Genomic DNA, 20,870 nt, shown 5'->3' with positions numbered 1-20,870 from the left:
TGTTTTAGGAAGGCGGACAGGGGGATGATTTTTTGAAAATTCGGTTTGGCTATGTATCAACAGCACTTTCCCTCTGGGAAGCTTCTCCGTCACGCACGATGACCTTTGCCCGATACAAGCTGCTCGGCAAAGAAGAACGGCGGGAAAAATTGCTTTCCCTGACAGCGGAAAATCTGTGGAATACACGAAGAATCCTTTACTACAACATTGCGCATGGTATTGAAGTCTACCGCTTTTCAAGCTCAATTGTCCCGCTTGCGACCCATCCCGAAGCCGGCTGGGATTTTGCCTCCCCTTTAAAGGACGAGTGGCTTGAGATTGGTGCGCTCGTGAAAAAATACAGAATCCGCGTGAGTTTCCATCCAAACCAGTACACATTATTCACCTCGCCGCGCGAGGAGGTAACAAAAAATGCAGTCCGGGATATGGAATACCATTATCGAATGCTTGAATGCATGGGGCTGGAGGAATGGGGAACGCTCAATATCCATATTGGAGGTGCTTACGGTGACAAAGAGTCCGCAATCATCCGTTTCCATGAAAATCTGCGCCAGCTCCCATCTCATATTAAGGGTGCAATGACACTTGAAAATGACGACAAAACCTATACAACAGAGGAAACTATAGACGTTTGTTTAAAGGAACGAATTCCGCTCGCCTTTGATTACCATCACCATATGGCCAATCTCTCGGAGCGGCCGCTTGAGGAGCTTTTGCCCGGAGTTTTTTCGACATGGGCCAAAAGGGAACAGGTTCCCAAAATCCACATTTCCTCGCCAAAAACAGAGAAGGCCTTCCGCTCCCATGCGGACTTTGTCGATTTGGAGTTCATCATGCCTTTATTAAAGCTTTTGCGGGAAGTGAGCCAGGATGTTGACTTCATGATTGAAGCGAAGGCGAAGGACCAGGCATTGCTGAAGCTTGTGCCGGAAGTAGCCGCCATCCGCGGGGTGAAAAGGATTGGGGGCGCCGCAGTGGAATGGAAGTAGATGTTTGGTATATGGCGGCTTTCTTATTAAGATTTTGCGGCTTGTCAAAAATAAGAAGCTTACCCATCCACCGGGTAAGCTTCAATGGTTTCATGGCTTAGGCAAGTTACAACCTTAGTCCACCTCTTCTATTAAGTTCAGGACAGGGACCGTGCGTTCCTGCTCGGGGATTTCCCGCCAGTAAATCCGGGCCGTTTTTTGTTTTTCGTCAACGTTCTGGATAATGACCCGGCTTCCCTCGTACGTCACGGTTATATTATCAGCCGATTCCATGATTTCTTTTGCGCGGCCTACATTCATAATACCCACTCCTCAAACAGATTCTCTACCATACTATTCGCCGGACGGGCCTTTTTTATCCAGCAAAATCTGTAGCCCAATTGCAGGAAATTGAAGTGAACGAAAACCATACAAAAAGCCCCCCGGGAGAGCCGGAGGGCGTGGTTTACATAGTATTACATCTTATCCGGTGCGGAAACGCCGATCAGGGATAAAGCGTTTTTCATCGAAATCTGGACTGCCTTCACGAGTGCGAGGCGTGCTTGTGTGCGTTCCGCTTGCTCTTTGTCGACGACCTTCTCGGCATTGTAGAAGCTGTGGAAGGCGGACGCCAAATCGAAAGCATAATTTGCGATACGGTGCGGGGTGCGTTTAAGTGCAGCTTCCCCTACAGCCTGTGGGAATTCGCCGAGCTTTTTCAGCAGGTCGATTTCCTTTTCCGACCTGATAAGCCCCAAATCGACATCCTTTTGGAAGTCAAAGCCCTGTTCGGAGGCCTGGCGCAAAATACTCGAAATACGGGCATGCGCATATTGGGCATAATATACCGGGTTATCGTTCGATTGGGATACAGCTAAGTCAAGGTCAAAGTCCATATGGGTATCAGCGCTGCGCATCGCAAAGAAGTAGCGGGTTGCATCAAGGCCGACTTCTTCAACAAGTTCGCGCATGGTGACCGCCTTACCGGTACGCTTGCTCATCTTCATTTTCTCGCCATTTTTATACAAATGGACAAGCTGGATGATTTCGACTTCAAGAACGTCGTTGTCATAGCCTAGTGCCTGAATGGCAGCTTTCATCCTCGGGATGTACCCGTGGTGGTCGGCACCCCAGACGTTGATAAGCTTTTCAAAACCGCGGTCCAGTTTATCCTTATGGTAGGCGAGATCCGGGGTCAGGTACGTATATGATCCATCCTGCTTAATCAAAACGCGGTCCTTATCATCGCCGAATGGTGTTGAGCGGAGCCAGGTCGCTCCTTCCTCCTCATATATATGCCCGTTGTCACGGAGCGTCTTTAAGGCCGCATCAATTTTCCCATTATGGTATAAGGAAGTTTCCGAATACCAAACGTCGAATTCAACGCGGAAATCTTGAAGGTCCTTCTTTAGCTTGGCCATTTCATATTTTAGACCGTATTCCCGGAAGAAGTTGAAGCGCTCCTCGTCCGGAACATTTAGATATTTATCGCCGTATTCCTCGGCAAGCTTCTTACCGATGCCTTTAATGTCCTCGCCATGGTAACCGTCTTCCGGCATATCCTTTTCCTGGCCAAGCGCTTGGAAGTAACGGGCTTCAACGGAAAGGGCAAGGTTATTGATTTGGTTTCCGGCATCATTGATATAGTACTCGCGCGAAACATCATAGCCAGCCTTCGCGAGAATGTTTGATAGCGAATCACCGACTGCCGCGCCTCGAGCATGCCCGAGGTGAAGGTCCCCAGTCGGGTTGGCGGATACGAACTCGATCTGGACTTTTTGGCCTTTACCGGCAGTTGTTTCTCCATACTTGTCTCCGGCATCCAAAATCGCAGGAATTAACTCTGTCAGATAGCTATTGTCCATGTAAAAATTAATGAACCCCGGCCCTGCGAGTTCTATTTTCTCAATCGATGCCTTTGATCGATCAAAATGTTCGACAATTGCATCAGCAATCACTCGTGGCGCTTTTTTTGCCACGCGTGCCAGCTGCATTGCCATGTTGGTTGAATAATCACCATGTGCCTTTTCCTTCGGGACTTCCAATATAACCTCGGGAAGCTGGTCTTCGGACGCAAACCCGGCTTTTATGACGGCCGCTTTAATTTCCTGCTTCAGGTTTTGCTGAACCTGTTCAACTAAATTCATTCAGTTTCCTCCTCAAACGTAATCGTTAAGCTATATGTACCTGCGGGTGAACCCGCAATCTGCAAATCATATTTCAGCATGAACATGCCGCCTCGGCCATTTTCCCTGATTGCCTGGGCAAGCCGCTCTGTGACAGCCACGACAGGAAGGGTCCCGTACTGTGTGTTATAGCTGCCTCGTGTTTCCTGGCCAAGCTTGAATGGCAATCTCATTTTTACTGCACCGCTTCTCAGAATTAAAGCTTCACCGCTGTCCATTTTTAAAATAGTACGGATGCTGCCCTCCTCCCCCATTTCCTCATACTGGAGGTAAACGCCGCTCCCCTTTTTGTAAAAAAAGCCGTTTGCAACGGTTGTATATTCATCCTTCACACCGGATTGGGCGATCGAGGTGCTAATGGTAGCAATAACGGGTTTCGGGTCCATCCGGTCCACTCCTCTTTAATCCCTTATAAATAAAAAATTATATCATGAAAATTGAACAAGCTCTACTCTGCTATTATAGCCATCAGCGCCCGACAATACAAAAAGCGCCTGATTCATGGAAGAAACAGGCACTTAAATATTTTTATGGTTTCTCATCACAAAAAGTGGTTTTACGAATGTGTTAATTTGCGCTACAGGCACACGCTTTCCGCGGGGCGTCAGTGGAGCCTCCTCGGCGCTTGCGCCTGTGGGGTCTCCACCTTGCCGCTGCATCCCGCAGGAGTCGGTGCCCTCCGCTCCAATCAACAAATAAGTTAGGCATTTTAATCATAAACCAGCACTTATGGTGAAGAACCCTTTTTATCATTTTAACCCTTGACAAAGTTTGGCCAAATGCCAAAAAGGTGTCGCTCAAGAACGAATATATTTCAGTCCAGCCACCTTTTGGAAACGGGGACCAGGATTCCAACTCACCTGCCGTGCTTATCTCACCCAGCCGAGAAGCATTTCTCTGATGAGTTTGCTTGCGGTGTTGGCTGTTTGTTCGGAGTTGTCATAAATCGGCGCCACTTCAACAAGGTCCGCACCTACGACATTAACTTGGGAACGCGCAATTTCATGAATTGAAGCTAGGAGTTCACGGGACGTGATGCCGCCAGCATCAACTGTTCCGGTGCCTGGTGCATGGGCCGGATCTAGGACGTCAATGTCAATCGTCACATAGACCGGTCGGCCGGCAAGCTTCGGTAATATTTGCTTCAAAGGCTCTAAAACCTCAAATTTGGAAATATGCATGCCAGCATTCTTCGCCCAATCGAATTCTTCTTTCATTCCGGAGCGGATGCCAAAAGAATAAACATTCGTTGGCCCGATCAGCTCGGCAATTTTCCTGATTGGCGTCGAGTGGGATAGCGGTTCGCCTTCATACTCTTCGCGAAGGTCGGTATGCGCATCCATGTGGATGATGGCAAGATCCGGATGCTTTTTGTAGACAGCCTTCATGACAGGCCAGGATACAAGATGCTCGCCTCCCATTCCTAGCGGGAACTTTCCCTCGGCAAGAACCTTGTCTACAAATTCTTCAATGATATCAAGGCTTCGCTTCGGGTTCCCAAACGGAAGCGGAATATCTCCTGCATCGAAATACTTAACATCGTCAAGTTCGCGGTCGAGATACGGGCTGTATTCTTCAAGCCCGATTGATACTTCGCGAATCCTTGCGGGGCCGAACCGTGACCCTGGGCGGTAGCTGACCGTCCAGTCCATCGGCATCCCGTAAAGGACCGCTTTGCTTTCTTCGAAGTTCGGATGGCTTTTAATAAATACGTTTCCTGAATAAGCTTCATCAAATCGCATTGGGGAATTCCTTTCCAGGCACAACGAGAGGGAGACTGGGGCCTCCCTCCGCTGTGCTTCCTTTTATTTTTGCCCGGCCTTAACAGAATATGGCCTGACTCTTTTATTTTACTAAATCCCCAACAAACTTAGGCAAAACGAATGCCGCTTTGTGGAGTTCCTTTGTATAGTACTTTGTTTCAATTTCATGGAAGCGGTCTTCGGATACTTCCAGCGGATCGTATTTTTTTGATCCGATTGTGAATGCCCACATGCCGCTTGGGTATGTCGGGATGTTGGCAATATACAGGCGGGTGATTGGGAAGATTTCCTTCACATCCCGCTGAACATCGCGGATCAGATCGGCTTTGAACCAAGGATTGTCGGACTGGGCAACAAAAATGCCATCTTCTTTCAATGCCCTTGAAATGCCAGCATAAAATCCCTTTGTAAATAGGTTGACCGCTGGGCCGACTGGCTCGGTTGAATCAACCATAATGACATCGTAGGCATTTTCGCTTTCTGCGATATGCATGAAACCGTCGCCAACCTTTACGTCGACACGCGGATCATCAAGCTTGCCGGCGATTTCCGGCAAAAATTTCTTCGAATATTCGATAACCTTTCCGTCAATGTCAACTAGTGTCGCTTTTTTCACCTGGGGATGCTTTAAAACCTCGCGGATAACGCCTCCGTCTCCGCCGCCGACAACAAGGACGTTCTCGGGGTTTGGATGCGTGAACAAAGGCACGTGCGCAACCATTTCATGGTAGACGAATTCATCTTTAATAGACGTCATAACCATGCCGTCGAGCAGGAGCATATTGCCCCACTCTTCCGTTTCAACCATTTCAAGCATTTGGAAATCCGTCTGTTCTGTATGTAATGTTCGTTTAATCTTCATTGTAATTCCGAAGTTTTCGGTCTGTTTCTCAGTAAACCAAAGTCCACCCATTTTTCCATCTTCCTTTCAAAGTAATTTTACCAAGGAAAGCCGCCATTCGCCCGATAAAAAAAGCGTCGTTTCTACTGCTATACTTCCCCAACTCATTAAATGCAAACATGAGAAAAAGTATAGAGGAATCCAGCAAAAATGCAAGAAATATTTTCAAGCTATCTCTCCCGAAATGTTTAAAAATCTTCCATTCCTTTCATACTGTAGATACGGCCCCGCATGGGCACGAATTTTCCTCAAGGGAGCAAAGGGGTGAAAGCATGGAAACCATGACTGGCGAGGGGCTGAAACGAGTTGTGAAATATTTGCGGGCGGCTGCATTTTTTGGCCTGTTCGGTTCGGCCTTACTTACACTGGCGGCGATGCTTATTCTCGTATACGTAAAGGTTCTTGGCGCTCCTCCGCTTGCCGTCCCTCAATCTACTCTTTATTTTGCAGATGATGAATCAATCATTGGGGAAACTAACTATGGGCAAAAGAGGTACTGGGTGCCTCTTAAAGAAATTTCACCCTATTTGGTCGAAGCGACCATTTCCATAGAAGACAGGAAATTTTACGAACACAGCGGTTTTGATCTTAAGCGGATTGCCGGTGCCGCCCTTGCCGATATCAAGGCATTCAGCAAAGTGCAAGGAGCGAGCACCGTTACGCAGCAATATGCCCGGAACCTCTTTCTCGAGCATGATAAAACATGGACCCGGAAGCTGCGTGAAGCCATTTACGCCATCCGGCTTGAAATGAATTATTCCAAGGAGGAAATCCTTGAAGGCTACCTAAATACTATCTACTACGGTAACAGGGCGTACGGCATCCAGGCTGCCAGCCAGTATTATTTTGGGAAAAATGCCGCCGATTTATCCCTGGCGGAAGCATCAATGCTCTCGGGTATCCCGAAAGGCCCTGCCGCTTTTTCCCCGTTTGCCTCCATGGAAAGGGCGAAACAGCGGCAAGGGATTATTTTGAAAGCAATGGTTAATAACGGCTATATCAAGAGCGCCGAAGCCGAAATGGCTTATGCTGCCAATCTGGGGCTGACGGGCAGGGATCCGCACCGCGAGCTGAAGGCCGCACCGTACTTCCAGGATGCGGTCTCCAATGCATTAAGGAAACAGCTTGGCCTGGATGAACGGGCGATCGCTCTTGGCGGATTGAGGGTATATACTACGATTGATCCGAAACAGCAGGAAGCCGCCGAAAAGCAAATTAAATCGGTCATCTCCCCAAAGTCGGAAATTCAGGCGGCCCTCGTTGCCATCAATCCGAAAAACGGTCATATCAAGGCCATGGCAGGCGGGCGCGATTATGAAAAGAGCCCGTTCAACCGCGCTGTCCAGGCAACCCGGGCACCTGGGTCGACGATTAAGCCGCTCCTCTATTACGCAGCTCTCGGGCAAGGCTACACACCTTCTACGATGATCAGAAGCGAGCAGACGACATTCCGATTTGAAAACGGCAGCCCTGACTACACGCCACATAACTACAATAATAAATATGCCGATGGGGAAATCACGCTTGCCCAAGCATTAGCGGTCTCAGATAATGTTTACGCGGTTAAGACGCATTTGTTCATTGGGGAAGAGACGCTCGTTGACACCGCGAAGGAATTCGGGATAACAACAAAGATGGCAAAGGTACCCTCGCTTGCCCTAGGCACTTCGGGCGTAAGGGTCATTGAAATGGCCAATGCTTACAGCCTCTTTGCCAATGGCGGCAAAAAGGTCGAGCCTACTCTTATTACCCGGGTTGAAACGGCAGATGGGAAAATTATTTACGAAAAGGAGGAACGGGACGAGGTGGTTCTTGACCCAGCCAAGGCGTATGTCATGACTCAGATGATGACGGGAGTTTTTGATAAAAAGCTGAACGGTTATACGTCTGTCACCGGAAGCGCAATAACAAAAGGGATGACACGGCCCTATGCCGGTAAATCAGGTTCAACTCCGACAGATAGCTGGATGATCGGCTTCACTCCCCAGCTTGTTTCCGCCGTATGGACAGGTTACGACGATGCCCGTGAGATTGACAGCGTCCCTGAAAAATCGTATGCGAAACAGATTTGGGTGCGCTTCATGGAGGAAGCGTTGGACGGGAAACCGGTTAAGGCATTCAAACCGCCGAGGGAAGGGGTCACAGGAGTATATGTCGATCCGGCAAACGGGAAGCTTGCTGTAAAGGAATGTCCGGTCCGCCGCTTTACCTATTTCGTGTCAGGGACAGAGCCAGTCGAATACTGCACCGACCATCTTGTGCATACACATTTGGAGAACGGCGGCGATAAAAAAGGCGGGAAAACATGGTACAAGCGGCTTTGGGACTGGAGTGACTAAGCTATCCTCCTTAACGGGCTTCCAAATGTCACAGCGGAGGGTTTTCGCTCCAGCCTAAATAAAGGCCAAAAGAACAAAATGCGCAAGCGCCTTGGTCAGCCCCGACCAGATTAAGACGGGGCCAGCAGGACGGGCCTGCCCTCCGGAGGGAACCGGCTTAAGACCTCGAGGGGCTAGGCGCTGGAGCTGGATTACAACAACCTATTTCGAGTTATTCACAATGTTCTATTTTATATTTTCCTAAAATATGAAAAAAGCCGCACAGCATAGCTGGCGGCTTTTTCCATGCCCGGGCGTCGGGCAGCAACCTATTTAACGGCAAGGCCATTTTTTAGCTCTTCGGTTGAATTTTCCCAAAACGCTTCGTTATGCGTCTTCAGGAATTCTGTGAGAATCGTTTTTGACCTGTCATCCATGTGGTCGACGATAATGTAGCGCTTAAGTGATTTGTCCATCCTGTTCACATGCTCCGGAAGCGATTTGTATCCCCTGCGGATTTCACGGTTGATGGTCATTTCACAAGCTGTAACCCCCGCATAATATGGACCGTTTTCGTTCCGGTCAATTGTCACCCAAATTAGCCAAAACAGCTTGGCATTCGGCACATCGTCCTTTTTCGGCAAAAATTTGATGCCCTTCTCGGCGACGCTGCGCGCATGCATGGCGCCCACATCAATAACAGCCTCGCCCTCTTCCACGTCAATAATAACCGGCGATACATTATCAAGAGTCAGCGAGCCTTTGCCGAACCCCTTGTGGTTGTCGAGTGGGTCGGTCTTGATAATGTTAAAGGCGACCTTTTTCTTTTTTTCTTCCATTTACTTTACCTCCCTACAAGAAAACACGATAAAAATACTTTTATATAAAAAACGCTAAAAAGAATTCGTACATCCCATCCGCGAGGGCGGGAAGAATGACTCGAAATACAGGCCAAATCGTGTAATCACCAAGTGGCGTAATAACGAGGATTAAAAAAATTAGTGATCCATAGCGCTCGTACTGGGTCATTTTTGCCCGGAGCCCGCCTGGAGCCAAATCCTCAACGATCCGGTAGCCGTCGAGCGGAGGCAGCGGCATCAGATTAAAAACAAACAGAACAAGATTCAGCCAGATAAACGTATTTAAAAACTGGAGCAGCGTTTGGGCGTATGTACCATCAGCCCCAAGGCGCCCAACGCTGAAAAAGACCAGGAATCCGATTGAGGCAAGAATAAAATTACTGAGTGGCCCAGCGACGGAAACGATAATTCCCGCAAGGCGGGGATTTTTAAAAAAGTAACGGTTGACCGGGACGGGGCGTGCCCAGCCAAAGCCAACGACAAAAATCATAATAGCTCCAATCGGATCAATATGTTTAATGGGGTTCAGCGTAAGCCTGCCCTGATTCTTCGCCGTATCGTCACCAAACTTCCAAGCTGTAAAAGCATGGGCAAACTCATGCACTGAAAATGCAATGACAAGTGTCAGCGCGGCAAATACAAATGTTTCAAGAGTATTATATGGAAAGAGACTCAATAGTTTTCCCCCTGTACCGTATTGTTCTATTTATATGCCAGCCTCTTATATGTAAATTTCTTCTTGGCTGTTTTCTCAAGTATACACGAATCGGACTTAAAAATGAAAAAGGACTTCCCCTGCTTGCGGTTTTTTTCTGTTTATGGAAAACTGAAATTACAGACATATAGAGGAGGAATCAAACATGCCAATCGTAACAGTCAAAATGCTTGAAGGGCGCACAGATGAACAGAAAAGGTCGCTCGTCGAAAAAGTAACTGAAGCGGTCGTTGAAGCAGCGGGAGCTCCAAAGGAAAATGTAACTGTAATCATTGAAGAAATGGCCAAAAACCATTATGCGAAAGCAGGCGTCAGGGCAAGCGACCAGTAAGCATTTAAATAAAAGTTTTTTGCCATTATGTTTTTAGTGGGACGGAAAATAAATAGTAAGATTTACCGTCTAAAGGAAAAGCTAAGCCCTTTACTGGAGCTTAGCTTTTTCTTTTAACAAACGAATGTATTCATACGCTTCATCAATTTCTTCTTCGGTATAGCGCTGGCTACTTTTGAGGGTAAAAATCTTTTCGGCAACCTCCGGGCGTTCAAGATTGTCAAAATAAAGAACTGTGGAAACGAGTTCAAGGAACCGTGCATTCTGGCTATTCATATCGGTGAAGCAATCGGCCAGGTTCGGCATATCGATTCCGCTTATGCCGAGAAATTCTTTACCCGCCTCGGTCAGGCAGTAACGGTACTGGCTGTAGCCGCCCTTGTTTTCCTTGCATTCCTCCAGGAAGCCCATGTTGCATAGCTCCTCTACCCTCAGGGTCAATTCCTCTGAATAAGGGCCGTAAAAATGGAACTGGAACCTCTCCTGGAAAGGGAAGGCCATTTTTTTCGCGATAAAAACCATCTTCTGCAGCTTCTTCCTCCCGACAATCTCACCGGATACCATTACTGCCTGCATCAGCCTTGCATGATCATTTAACAAACCTATTCATCTCCTGCTCCCTTTTTTAAAAGAAAGGGCATCTTTTTAAAGTCGCCTTCAGCCTTGAGTCGCTCTGCCCAAGGCATCTCTAATAGTCAAGAATGCTGCGAATCTGCTTTTTTATATTTTTTTTGGAGGAGTCATCCAATAGGAAATCCCCTGGAAAATAAAGTTTATGGTCCGTTCTCCTTTTCCCGGAAATGGCCTCGACGATTGCCGACTCCCGCGAAAGCTCACGCAGCTCGCCGCTTTTCATTAAAAGATTAATTGGCAATCGTTCCTCTTCCTCCCCGGGACGGTAAAAGTCATAGGGCAAATCAGAGGAGGAATCGACAACAAGGTAATAATCCGGGTCGATTCCCGCCTTTCGGAACAAACCGGTCAGCTCGGCCAGCTTTTTGTATTCCCTCGCCGGGTCGAACTCCACGAATTTAAACAGGTTACGGTTCACAAACCGGCGGCACAGATCACTCAAGATGGCATCCTCTTCTTCCTGCCACATCTGGAAATAATAGAGGATTATCGACTCATCAAGCTTTAAATAGTCTTCGAGTGTAACTTTCCCTTCAAAAATTGAATAAAAATGGAGCGGCTCATTTTTAAACGCGTAGCCCTCGCGGTGGAGGTCCTTTGCCCGGTGGAGGATTTTTGTCAAAATAACCTCCGCCCCCCTTGAAACGGGATGAAAATACACCTGCCAATACATCTGGTACCGGCTCATTATGTAATCCTCAATGGCATGCATACCGGTGTGTTTGAATACAACCTGGTCTTCCCGCGGCCGCATGACCCGGAGAATCCGTTCCATGTCGAAAAAGCCGTAGCTGACTCCGGTAAAATATGCATCACGCTGCAGGTAATCCATCCTATCGGCATCAATCTGGCTCGAAATAAGGCTGATGACCTGTTTTTTGTCCGATGTTTTGGCGATGACTTCGGCAACCTGCTTCGGGAAGCCGCTGCCCACCCTGGAAAGGACATCGTTGACTTCCGTACTGCCAAGGATAATCGAGCGGGTGAATTCTTCGTGGTCAAGATCAAAAACTTTTTCAAAAGCATGGGAAAATGGGCCATGGCCGAGGTCGTGGAGAAGCGCGGCACAAAGTGTCAGGAGCCGGTCGCTTTCATCCCATTCAGGTCTCCCTTCGAATACATCGTCGACGATCCGCCGGACGATTTCATACACTCCGAGAGAATGGTTGAATCGGCTATGCTCGGCACCGTGGAACGTAAGGAAAGTGGTCCCGAGCTGCTTAATCCGCCTGAGCCGCTGAAATTCCTTCGTCCCGATTAAATCCCAGATAATCTTGTCGCGGACATGGATGTAGCGATGGACGGGATCCTTAAAAACTTTTTCTTCATTCAGTTTTTCCGATAAAACTCCCATCTCTCTCCCCTGCCCCTCTAAACTTGTCTCTATTATATCCCCATTTTGAGTGAGAATCATCCCTCTTCCAGCAAATATCTACAGCAATTTTCGACGCATCCACCTTGCTATTTTTACAGTGATTTGCTTTTGATTCACGCAAGGATGAACCTCTAACCCCCACTTTCTTGCCAATAATGGGTTTTATTAATAGAAAAATCACCCTGCCAGAGCCAGCGAAGGTGAGATCAGTCGGGCCTTAACCCAGGTTATTTTAATTTCTTGGTTACTTTTTCAATCAGTTCCTCTTCGCTCAGGGCCGCCAAGGGACGGTTATTGACAAACGCAAACGTCTTTTTCCTTCCGGGGCCGCAGTAAGACTGGCAGCCTATTTCTATTTTCGCGTCAGGATCAAGCTGTTTCAGGCGAGGAATGAGTGTCTTCAGATTGACTGCCTGGCAATCATCGCACACGCGGAATTCATTCGGCATTCCGTTCAAATCCTTTCCGGTAATCGATCTATGTAAATGAGTCAATGGATTATAGAAGGTTCTAAGGTATTTTACAGCTTCTTTTCCTTCAATGCAAGCACGCTGGCGGAACTTACCTTTTGATTTGGTACTCTACTATCCTTCCAATCCCCCTGTATAAAACTTTAAAAAAGTGTCCATGATATTACTAGGAATATAAAACATTCAAAAACATGTGCAAAATTGGATATTTTGTACAGGGAGGTTCGATGAAATGAATGCAGAAACAAAAAGTGAGAAGGAGTGTTTTGACATGAAAGTTCGCCAGGACGCCTGGACGGCGGAAGATGATTTGTTGTTAGCGGAAACGGTCCTGCGCCATGTGAGGGAAGGAAGTACGCAGTTAAATGCCTTTGAGGAAGTCGGCGACAAGCTGAACCGGACTTCGGCTGCTTGCGGGTTCCGGTGGAATGCAGTCGTTCGCCATACGTACGAGAAAGCACTCCAGCTTGCTAAAAAACAGCGCAAACAGCGCCAGAGAATGCTTGGAAAAGATCAAGGAGGAAAGAAAAAACTTCTTTATACTCCTCCGATTGAGGTCCAGCCAGAACACGTGAATCTAGGAGTGGCAATGGAAGCGGCAACTGAATTTGAGCTTCCTACAGAAGACCATTCCACCTCTTTTGATCTTGAAAAGATGGTTGAGGAATTAAATGGCAAGCCTGCTGTACAATCGCAGTCTTCCAGATTCTCCGTGTCCGCCCCTTCCGGCATTGGCATGCAGGCGGCGCCTCAAGGGCTGACGATGCAGGCTGTTATTTCCTTCTTGCAAAACTATGACAGTTCGAGCATCCATGCCGAGGCTCTGAAAAGCGAGAATGAAAGATTAAAGCGGGAAGTTGCCAATCTGCGTAAGCAAAATGAGGAAATGGAAGCTAAAATCAATGATTTGGAGGAAAATACTGGCGTAATCCAAGAAGATTATGAAACACTTCTCAAGATTATGAACAAAGCGCGCAATCTCGTCCTTTTTGAAGAAGAAGAGCGTCCTGCCACGAAATTCAAGATGGACCGAAACGGCAACCTTGAAAAAATAGCCGAATAATTTTTGGGCTAAAACTGTGGAATCACCGGAAAATAGATAGAATAGCCTTACTGGAGAGAATGGCAATACATTCTTCAAGCCGTAGACCTTTTTGGGTTTACGGCTTTGTTAATGGCGCATTTCGTTCAGCTATTCTTGAGAGGTAGCCTGGCAAAAGCTCTTGTTCATAGGGAGTCAGTTGCCCTGAAAAGATGAGGCCGCTGTTTTTCTTCAGCTCGAGCATAAGCCTTAGCATTACATCCTGTACAGTAAGCGGGGTTTCTAGGAGCTCCGACAGGCTTCCCATTACATCCGGCCGTATCTCCGGGTAAACGGTCTTTGTACTTTCACCTTTTAACGTACGGGAATAAAATTCCCTTATAAGCTCGGCCCGCTTGCCGCCACTGTATTCTACGCTGAGGTAAATTTGGACAGCAACCCCTTTCCTCAACCTGCGCTGCGAGATTCCGGCAAATTTTTTGCCTCCGATACTCAGGTCATAGCTGCCGGGGCAGTAGGAACCAACGATTTCCCTAGCTTCGATCTGTTTGCCAAAGTCCGCGAACATCCGCCGGATTAGCATCCACATCGCATCGTAACCGCGGTTGATATCGATACCCTTTTCCTTTTCCGGAAAAATCAGAGAAATATTGAGGACGCCTTCGTCAAGTACTACCGCAAGCCCGCCTGAATTCCGGACAATCGGGGTATATCCCTTGCTGTGGAGAAATTCAAGCCCTTCGCCTAGATGGGGCAGCTTCGTATCCTGTATGCCAAGGACCACTGTATCACGGTGTACCCAGGTACGAGCGGTCGCAGGGGCAAGATGCGCTCCGACAGAGGCGCAAAGCGTATCATCAATAGCGAATGATTGTATAGCAGGCATGAGAATGCCAGTTGTCGATTGGTCGATCAGCCGCCATTGTTCCTGGCGAAGCAACGAGAGAGCCTGATCCATCTATATGCCTCCATCGCATTTAGTCTGTTGCCTATTCTGACTTACTCCACGGGGCGAGCCCCGTGGGTTCTCACATATAGTTTCTCGCAAGCGTACATGGAGTCAAGCTCCCGTCGGCGTTACGCACTAGCTATAGGGGTGAGAACCAACAAACAAGCAGTCCGATGACCACATTAGCGTTTGTTTTCTTTTCTTTCGAAAATGGAGGCTAAGTCATACCCCCAGATATGTTTTAAGAGATTTTAATGCCGCTATTTAAGACAATCTTATGGTTGTTTTTAATTTGTTGAATACATCGATCATGTAATAGGTGAAAGTTTTCAAATTCAATTTGACACCGTTCTGGGTCGGGCTTTTGTCCTTCATCATCTGAACAATAGAGTAAAAAAGATGAATATAAACATACTCCTTTCTATAAAGTTTTGGTCTTTTGCTCTTGTATATACCGTTTCACCGTTGCTGCACTTACTGTGCCAACTGTACTGGCAAAATACCCCTTGCGATATAAAACACCACAACGAGAATAAAATTTCTTTAAATTTGGAAATTGCTTAAACAACATAATAGCTGAAATACTTTTAAATGTTCGGACAACGTCCGTGGCAGACACAGTTGGTTTCGTTGAGACAAACATATGGATATGGTTCGGCATTATCTCCAGTTCTTTTATTTCATATTCATATCTATCAGCAATAGAATGTAGAATGTTTCTTAATTCGTATTCCACGTTTCCATATAAAACATCATATATCTAAATTTCGAACACCAAATTATATGGTACTGAACTAGAAACTTCAATGATTTAAAGTGTTGTATTCACTCATATTTACGACCTAAGTCCCATCAAGTTTAAATCCAATTTTATACATCGATTTTAACACAAAGGAACACATGTTTGCAAAAGATATCTCTTAAAGTCGCTCAAATAGGATGGTCAAAAGACCATCCTTGAGCGATGCCCTTACATCCTCGGGGCAAGCCCACGCGATTTTACGGGCAAGTTCTATAACATAGTCGCTGTTGTTAAAATAAACCTCCCGAATGGCGTGGAAAGCCGATTAAGGTTCATTATTTTTTCAATTGGAATAAATAGTTGTTGCAATTGAAGTTCACTATCAGATAAAATCTTCACCATAGGAAACATTTCATTCTGATTGCATATAGTATTTTTACAAAGATGTGCCTTAAACCAGGGCATTCTCCATATACACCTAAATCGAGAGGGGAACGGTAATGTCTCAGGAAGTTTTATTTGCTTTAGGATTAACATTATTTGCAGGCCTTGCCACCGGGATTGGAAGTTTGCTGGCCTTCTTTACCTCTACAACAAACACCAAGTTTTTATCCGTAACATTGGGTTTCTCAGCAGGGGTCATGATCTACGTATCGATGGTCGAGATTTTTTTTAAAGCAAAAATAGCCCTTGTTTCCGCAATGGGGGTTCAGCAGGGGAACTGGGCAACGGTCGGCGGCTTTTTCGGCGGGATCCTCCTGATTGCCTTGATTGACAAGTTTATTCCGAAACAGGGAAATCCCCATGAGTTGAAAACGGTTGAAGAAATGCAGCCCGGGAGTCAGGTTAAAGACGCCGCATTGTTAAAAATGGGAACCTTTACAGCGCTCGCCATCGGAATCCACAACTTTCCGGAAGGAATTGCAACCTTTACTTCCGCCCTTCAGGATCCAGCCCTTGGCGTTGCAATTGCAATCGCCATCGCCATCCACAACATTCCGGAGGGAATTGCGGTTTCAGTACCGGTTTATTTTGCAACAGGGGACAAGAAAAAAGCGTTCAAGCTTTCCTTCCTATCCGGATTGTCTGAGCCGATTGGTGCGTTAACAGCGTACTTTTTCCTGATGCCATTCCTGAATGACATTATGTTTGGCGTCATCTTTGCTGCAGTAGCAGGAATCATGGTCTTCATCTCCCTTGATGAACTTCTTCCCGCTGCCAAAAAGTACGATGAAACCCATCTGCCAATCTACGGCTTGATTGCCGGGATGGCCGTCATGGCAGTAAGCTTGCTGCTGTTCATCTAACAGAACAAAAACCCGGCCGCTCAATTGGAGGCCGGGTTTTCATAGTTAAGTTGTTTGCGCTGGACTGACAAATGTCCTCGGCAGGTGACAGGCACCGAAGAAAGCTCCAGAGAAATTAACCTATTGCCTCAAGGTTTGGACTGCTGTCAAGAGTGCGAGGTTGTAGACATCGTCGGTACTGCAGCCACGGGACAAGTCGTTGACAGGGCGGTTCAGGCCTTGCAACAACGGCCCTACTGCCTCGAAGCCGCCGAGCCGCTGGGCAATTTTATAACCAATGTTGCCGGCCTCAAGGCTTGGGAATACAAAGACGTTGGCGTTGCCTTGAAGAACCGAATTCGGCGCTTTAGCAATTGCAACTTCAGGAACGAATGCCGCATCGAACTGGAACTCCCCGTCAATGATAAGGAGCGGGTCACGGCGTTTTGCCTCTTCCGCTGCCTCCATTACCTTTTCAGTTTCTGGCGACCTCGCAGACCCTTTTGTAGAAAAGCTTAGCATGGCTACACGCGGTTCAATGTCAAACAGCCTAGCCGTCCTCGCACTTTCAATCGCAATCTCTGCCAGGTCCTGGCTATCCGGGGAAATGTTGATTGCACAGTCGGCAAAAACGTATTGTTCATCCCCTCGGACCATTAGGAATACTCCCGATGTTTTGTTGACGCCTTCTTTAGTTTTAATAATTTGCAGTGCCGGCCTTACCGTGTCAGCCGTAGAATGTGCCGCGCCGCTTACAAGCCCGTCCGCTTTATTCAAATAAACAAGCATCGTACCGAAATAATTTGGGTCAAGGAGAATTTTCCGGGCATCTTCCTCGGTTGCCTTTCCCCTTCTTCTTTCGACAAATGCGGTGACAAGCTCATCCATCATTAAATAATTTGCGGGATCATAAATTTCCGCTGCTTCAAGCGAAACATCTAGCTGTTTTGCCCTTGATTGAAGCTCTTCAATATTTCCGATCAGGACAGGAGTGAGGATCCCCTCTGTGGCCAGACGCCCGGCAGCCTTCACTATTCTTTCGTCAAACCCTTCAGGGAAAACAATCCTCAGATTGTGGCCGGATATTTTCTGTTTAATTCCATCAAATAAATCGCTCACGTTACGCTCCTCCTTCTATTCACTCATATTCAGCATACTTCACCGCACGCAAAATTCAAGGAAAACAAGGCATCCTTCCAAAAGTTGTTTTTTTCAGAAATCTTCGTTACGTTAAAGCATTAAATTCCTAACAAAGATCAGAAAATGCCCACCCCGGATGACTATTTCTTCCAATTATCCTCAAAATATGAAAACCCTTGACGTTCACTGACTATATAGTGACATTTTTAAATTATCCCATTTGGGGAGTGTTTAAACTGTCTCAGGCATAGGGTTTTGTTTTGGGGCAATTAGGTGAAACTGTGATATAGTAGTCTGGTGTATGGATAGTATAGATAGGGAGTGATTTTTGATGAGTGAAGCAGCAAAGACGCTGGATGGCTGGTACTGTTTGCACGATTTCAGGAGCTTGGATTGGACAACGTGGAAGATGACGCCTGCCGATGAGCGCCAGGCCGCTATAGATGAATTCCTTGGCCTCGTCGAAAAGTGGAACGCGACGATGGAAATGAAAGAAGGAAGCCACGCATTGTATACAATTGTAGGGCAGAAGGCCGATTTTATGATGATGATCCTGCGCCCGACAATGGAGGATCTGAATGAGATTGAGACGGAATTCAACAAGTCCAAGCTTGCTGAATACACTTTGCCCGTGCATTCCTATGTTTCCGTCGTCGAGCTTAGCAACTATTTGAATGACGGGGAAAATCCATATGAAAACCCGCATGTCCGCGCTCGCCTTTATCCAATGCTTCCGAAAGCCAAGTATGTTTGCTTCTATCCTATGGACAAGCGCCGCCAGGGCAATGACAACTGGTATATGCTGCCGATGGAAGATCGTAAGAAGCTCATGTACAGCCATGGAATGATTGGCCGGCAATACGCTGGCAAGGTAAAACAAATTATCACTGGATCTGTCGGCTTTGACGATTACGAATGGGGCGTTACCCTGTTCTCAGACGATGTACTCCAGTTCAAAAAACTGGTATATGAAATGCGCTTTGACGAAGTAAGCGCCCGCTATGGCGAATTTGGATCATTCTTTGTTGGCAACCTGCTCACAGAGGATGGAGTGAATTCCTTCCTGCATGTATAATAAAGTATTTTTGTGCCCCGCCCGTGTGGTTGCGGGGCTTTTTCCTTGCCTCATCAAATCAATAGAAAATCCGCACCTCTTAAAAACTTCCTCCACTTCTGTAAATGCGAGTCATCCCCGACAGTCATATTTCCGTTCTTTCCTTCATAAGATTCAATTAGCGAGTCTTCACTTCCCGCATTGCACAAAACTTGGGCGAGGATTGTGGATAATCGGCAAAATGCGGCGGGATAGCCCCACTTCAGCTGGGCGCATTCCCCATGCTTATTTTTTAGAGGAGGGAATGAAATGAATCCATACGGAAGTTATGGTACGGGGCAGCAAGGGTTCCAACCTTATACCGGAACGGGTGGTGTACCTATCAGTCCTGGACCGGGACAGCAGCAACAGCAGTCTTTCGGTGGCGGTCAAATGGGGGGGTACCCGACTATGCCAGGAAGCGGGGGCTTTGTACCTATACCGCATAGTGCTCCAACGACCGGGCCGCAGGTACCAGGAATGCTCCCGATTGAGGAATCCTATATTGAAAATATCCTCCGGCTTAACAAAGGAAAACTGGCCACGGTTTACATGACATTTGAAGGGACAAGGGATGGCCAAAAACGGCAGCAGGTTTTTAAAGGCATTATTGAAGCGGCCGGCCGTGACCATATCATCCTTAGCGACCCGCAAACAGGAACGCGTTACTTACTTTTGATGGTTTATCTGGACTATATTACATTCGATGAGGAAATCGAGTATCAATACCCATTCCCCGGTGGCGGAGCAGGCCTCGCCTCTTACTCCCCACGCTAAAAGGAAATTTACCCTTACGAAAAGGAGGACCGCATGGCTAAGCCAGCGGCCCTCCTTATTTTTCAAAAAATATTATAAATACTTTGAGGCGCCAACGATGATCAATACCCATGCAGCAAGGAATGCCACTCCGCCCAAAGGTGTGATCGCACCAAGGACACTAATTTTCGTCAGGCTTAGTACGTAAAGGCTGCCGCTAAAGAGGACTATTCCAGTAAGCATAAGCCATCCGGCTGTGGTAAAGACCGATCCGGTTGGTACTTTGCCGGCGAGAAGGCCGATAATGAGCAGTCCGGCCGCATGAAACATTTGATAGTTAACTCCGGTTTTCCATATTTCCAGATACTTTGGAGTAAGCCGCCCCTCAAGGCCATGCGCACCAAATGCCCCAAGCGCCACAGCTAAAAATGCATTTATAGCCCCAATTATAATAAATGTTTTCAATTCATTTTACCCTCTTTCTAAAAATCAAAAATTGAATCCCCGTTCGCCTCGTCTTTCAACTCAAGCTTCTGGCCCTGACTAGGAATCGCTCTCGGTCCGCCCGCCGGAAAGGCTTGAACCCCCAAAGCTTGCCTCTCTTTAGGGACTGGCGTTTCCCTTTCAGTAAGGATGACCTCGCAAAGAGTTTTGATAGAGTATACTTTTTCACGAAGTTCCTCCTCTTTTACAGCACCCTTGGCAAGGCCAAGCTCTTCCGAAATTTTAGCCAAAAGCGTTTCAATATGTATGTTCAAAAAAATCCACTCCCTTGAACAGCACTTCCTAACAATATGTCCATTTTACATGATTCCAATTTAAATCGCACATCCCTGCTCCCTTAAGCATATTCCCAAGACAAAAAGGCTAAGAGCCCGTTTCGACTCCAGCCTTTTATGCAACGCCTTTCTATCGCTTAAAACAGTCCTGCTTCAAGGGCGGCGTCAAAGCTTTTTTCCGCAAATTCAACCGCATTCCCTTCTGATTCCCAGTGCATATACATTATTCTCGGCTCATCAAACAGCCAGTGGTTGTGCACAGCCGTTACAATCAGCCCTCGCTTTCTTAATGCGGTAAGCATTGGATTGATTTCCCTTTGAAGGATGACCGTTTCCCCAAGATTCAGGCCATTTCGTTCAAAGGACAGGGCAAACGGCAGTGCGAGCGGAGATCTAGTCTGCCGTCCAAGGATTGTGGCTTTGATATTCCGGTTGGGCTGGACCACGCAGGCACCTGTGGTTGTTATGACTGCTCCACCAATAATATCAGCTAGATTCTGGCAAGTAACTCTCATTTTTTTCCCTCCCTTCTTGTTCCGTACTAGACTATGAAGGGAGGGACT

The 20,870-nt window shown here is 47.1% G+C and carries 23 protein-coding genes; 7 read left to right on the top strand and 16 right to left on the bottom strand.

Annotated features, from left to right (window positions below; translation table 11 throughout):
* Positions 1-32 precede the first annotated feature (32 nt).
* Positions 33-989 carry a UV DNA damage repair endonuclease UvsE gene (uvsE, locus tag AR337_RS09675; protein ID WP_059171813.1) on the top strand — a complete coding sequence of 319 codons (957 nt, stop codon included), beginning with the start codon at positions 33-35 and terminating at the stop codon, positions 987-989.
* Positions 990-1,103: 114 nt separating this feature from the next.
* Here the strand turns inward: uvsE and AR337_RS09670 are convergent, their stop codons facing one another.
* The 5 genes from AR337_RS09670 to speE all read right to left on the bottom strand — a co-directional run bounded on the left by AR337_RS09670 (position 1,104) and on the right by speE (position 5,830).
* A complete protein-coding gene (locus AR337_RS09670; RefSeq protein ID WP_059171812.1) occupies positions 1,104-1,289 on the bottom strand; it encodes an H-type small acid-soluble spore protein in 186 nt (61 codons plus the stop codon).
* 155 nt (positions 1,290-1,444) lie between these two features.
* On the bottom strand, positions 1,445-3,115 hold the full coding sequence (gene argS, locus AR337_RS09665) for an arginine--tRNA ligase (protein WP_059171811.1): 1,671 nt from the start codon (positions 3,113-3,115) through the stop codon (positions 1,445-1,447).
* Positions 3,112-3,540: a DUF1934 domain-containing protein gene (locus tag AR337_RS09660; RefSeq protein WP_059171810.1), complete on the bottom strand. Its 429-nt coding sequence runs from the start codon at positions 3,538-3,540 to the stop codon at positions 3,112-3,114. The genes argS and AR337_RS09660 overlap by 4 nt, the downstream gene beginning before the upstream one ends.
* 483 nt (positions 3,541-4,023) lie before the next feature.
* Positions 4,024-4,896: an agmatinase gene (gene speB, locus AR337_RS09655; protein ID WP_059171809.1), complete on the bottom strand. Its 873-nt coding sequence runs from the start codon at positions 4,894-4,896 to the stop codon at positions 4,024-4,026.
* A 103-nt stretch (positions 4,897-4,999) separates the two neighbouring features.
* A complete protein-coding gene (gene speE / locus AR337_RS09650; RefSeq protein WP_059171808.1) occupies positions 5,000-5,830 on the bottom strand; it encodes a spermidine synthase in 831 nt (276 codons plus the stop codon).
* Between the two features lie 260 nt (positions 5,831-6,090).
* Here speE and AR337_RS09640 point away from each other — a divergent pair, with 260 nt between their 5' ends.
* Positions 6,091-8,157, top strand: coding sequence for a transglycosylase domain-containing protein (locus tag AR337_RS09640; protein ID WP_059171806.1), 2,067 nt, complete (start codon positions 6,091-6,093; stop codon positions 8,155-8,157).
* Positions 8,158-8,465: 308 nt separating this feature from the next.
* Here the strand turns inward: AR337_RS09640 and AR337_RS09635 are convergent, their stop codons facing one another.
* A complete protein-coding gene (locus AR337_RS09635) occupies positions 8,466-8,975 on the bottom strand; it encodes a YwhD family protein (RefSeq protein ID WP_059171805.1) in 510 nt (169 codons plus the stop codon).
* A gap of 40 nt (positions 8,976-9,015) precedes the next feature.
* A complete protein-coding gene (locus AR337_RS09630; RefSeq protein WP_059171804.1) occupies positions 9,016-9,672 on the bottom strand; it encodes a site-2 protease family protein in 657 nt (218 codons plus the stop codon).
* A 184-nt stretch (positions 9,673-9,856) separates the two neighbouring features.
* Between AR337_RS09630 and AR337_RS09625 the strand changes: the two genes are divergently transcribed.
* Positions 9,857-10,042, top strand: coding sequence for a 2-hydroxymuconate tautomerase (locus AR337_RS09625; protein ID WP_059171803.1), 186 nt, complete (start codon positions 9,857-9,859; stop codon positions 10,040-10,042).
* Between the two features lie 90 nt (positions 10,043-10,132).
* On the opposite strand, the gene AR337_RS09620 is transcribed toward AR337_RS09625, so the two are convergent.
* The 3 genes from AR337_RS09620 to AR337_RS09610 all read right to left on the bottom strand — a co-directional run bounded on the left by AR337_RS09620 (position 10,133) and on the right by AR337_RS09610 (position 12,499).
* Positions 10,133-10,642 carry a YwgA family protein gene (locus tag AR337_RS09620; protein ID WP_059171802.1) on the bottom strand — a complete coding sequence of 170 codons (510 nt, stop codon included), beginning with the start codon at positions 10,640-10,642 and terminating at the stop codon, positions 10,133-10,135.
* A gap of 88 nt (positions 10,643-10,730) precedes the next feature.
* Complete coding sequence (locus AR337_RS09615) at positions 10,731-12,029, bottom strand: HD domain-containing protein (RefSeq protein ID WP_059171801.1); 1,299 nt, start codon at positions 12,027-12,029, stop codon at positions 10,731-10,733.
* Positions 12,030-12,277: 248 nt separating this feature from the next.
* A complete protein-coding gene (locus AR337_RS09610) occupies positions 12,278-12,499 on the bottom strand; it encodes a DUF1450 domain-containing protein (protein WP_059171800.1) in 222 nt (73 codons plus the stop codon).
* Positions 12,500-12,791: 292 nt separating this feature from the next.
* Between AR337_RS09610 and AR337_RS09605 the strand changes: the two genes are divergently transcribed.
* Complete coding sequence (locus tag AR337_RS09605; protein WP_059172221.1) at positions 12,792-13,583, top strand: RsfA family transcriptional regulator; 792 nt, start codon at positions 12,792-12,794, stop codon at positions 13,581-13,583.
* A 97-nt stretch (positions 13,584-13,680) separates the two neighbouring features.
* On the opposite strand, the gene AR337_RS09600 is transcribed toward AR337_RS09605, so the two are convergent.
* Positions 13,681-14,520, bottom strand: coding sequence for a lipoate--protein ligase family protein (locus AR337_RS09600; RefSeq protein WP_059171799.1), 840 nt, complete (start codon positions 14,518-14,520; stop codon positions 13,681-13,683).
* A 412-nt stretch (positions 14,521-14,932) separates the two neighbouring features.
* The gene (tnpA, locus tag AR337_RS24040) at positions 14,933-15,271 is read right to left on the bottom strand and encodes an IS200/IS605 family transposase (RefSeq protein ID WP_367576257.1); all 339 of its coding nucleotides are present in this window, start codon (positions 15,269-15,271) and stop codon (positions 14,933-14,935) included.
* A gap of 482 nt (positions 15,272-15,753) precedes the next feature.
* Between tnpA and zupT the strand changes: the two genes are divergently transcribed.
* Positions 15,754-16,560, top strand: coding sequence for a zinc transporter ZupT (gene zupT / locus AR337_RS09590; protein WP_059171797.1), 807 nt, complete (start codon positions 15,754-15,756; stop codon positions 16,558-16,560).
* A 120-nt stretch (positions 16,561-16,680) separates the two neighbouring features.
* Here the strand turns inward: zupT and pta are convergent, their stop codons facing one another.
* Complete coding sequence (gene pta, locus AR337_RS09585) at positions 16,681-17,658, bottom strand: phosphate acetyltransferase (RefSeq protein WP_059171796.1); 978 nt, start codon at positions 17,656-17,658, stop codon at positions 16,681-16,683.
* 352 nt (positions 17,659-18,010) lie between these two features.
* Here pta and hemQ point away from each other — a divergent pair, with 352 nt between their 5' ends.
* Together hemQ and gerQ are read left to right on the top strand one after the other, a co-directional pair.
* Positions 18,011-18,754 (top strand): hydrogen peroxide-dependent heme synthase, encoded by a 744-nt coding sequence (hemQ, locus tag AR337_RS09580; protein ID WP_059171795.1) that lies wholly within the window; start codon positions 18,011-18,013, stop codon positions 18,752-18,754.
* Between the two features lie 288 nt (positions 18,755-19,042).
* Positions 19,043-19,549 (top strand): spore coat protein GerQ, encoded by a 507-nt coding sequence (gerQ, locus tag AR337_RS09575; protein WP_059171794.1) that lies wholly within the window; start codon positions 19,043-19,045, stop codon positions 19,547-19,549.
* A gap of 72 nt (positions 19,550-19,621) precedes the next feature.
* On the opposite strand, the gene AR337_RS09570 is transcribed toward gerQ, so the two are convergent.
* From AR337_RS09570 to AR337_RS09560, 3 genes are all read right to left on the bottom strand, one after another.
* Positions 19,622-19,993, bottom strand: a complete 372-nt coding sequence (locus tag AR337_RS09570) for a DUF423 domain-containing protein (protein ID WP_059171793.1) — start codon at positions 19,991-19,993, stop codon at positions 19,622-19,624.
* Between the two features lie 17 nt (positions 19,994-20,010).
* A complete protein-coding gene (locus AR337_RS09565; RefSeq protein ID WP_059171792.1) occupies positions 20,011-20,286 on the bottom strand; it encodes a YwdI family protein in 276 nt (91 codons plus the stop codon).
* Between the two features lie 158 nt (positions 20,287-20,444).
* Positions 20,445-20,822 (bottom strand): DUF1259 domain-containing protein, encoded by a 378-nt coding sequence (locus tag AR337_RS09560; RefSeq protein ID WP_059171791.1) that lies wholly within the window; start codon positions 20,820-20,822, stop codon positions 20,445-20,447.
* Between the last annotated feature and the right edge of the window lie 48 nt (positions 20,823-20,870).

Origin of the sequence: Bacillus sp. FJAT-27445, from assembly GCF_001510665.1 — a bacterium.
GTDB lineage: Bacteria > Bacillota > Bacilli > Bacillales > Cytobacillaceae > Bacillus_D.
The sequence above is the reverse complement of the archived record's forward strand: the minus strand, read 5'-3'. Positions and strand labels throughout refer to the sequence as shown.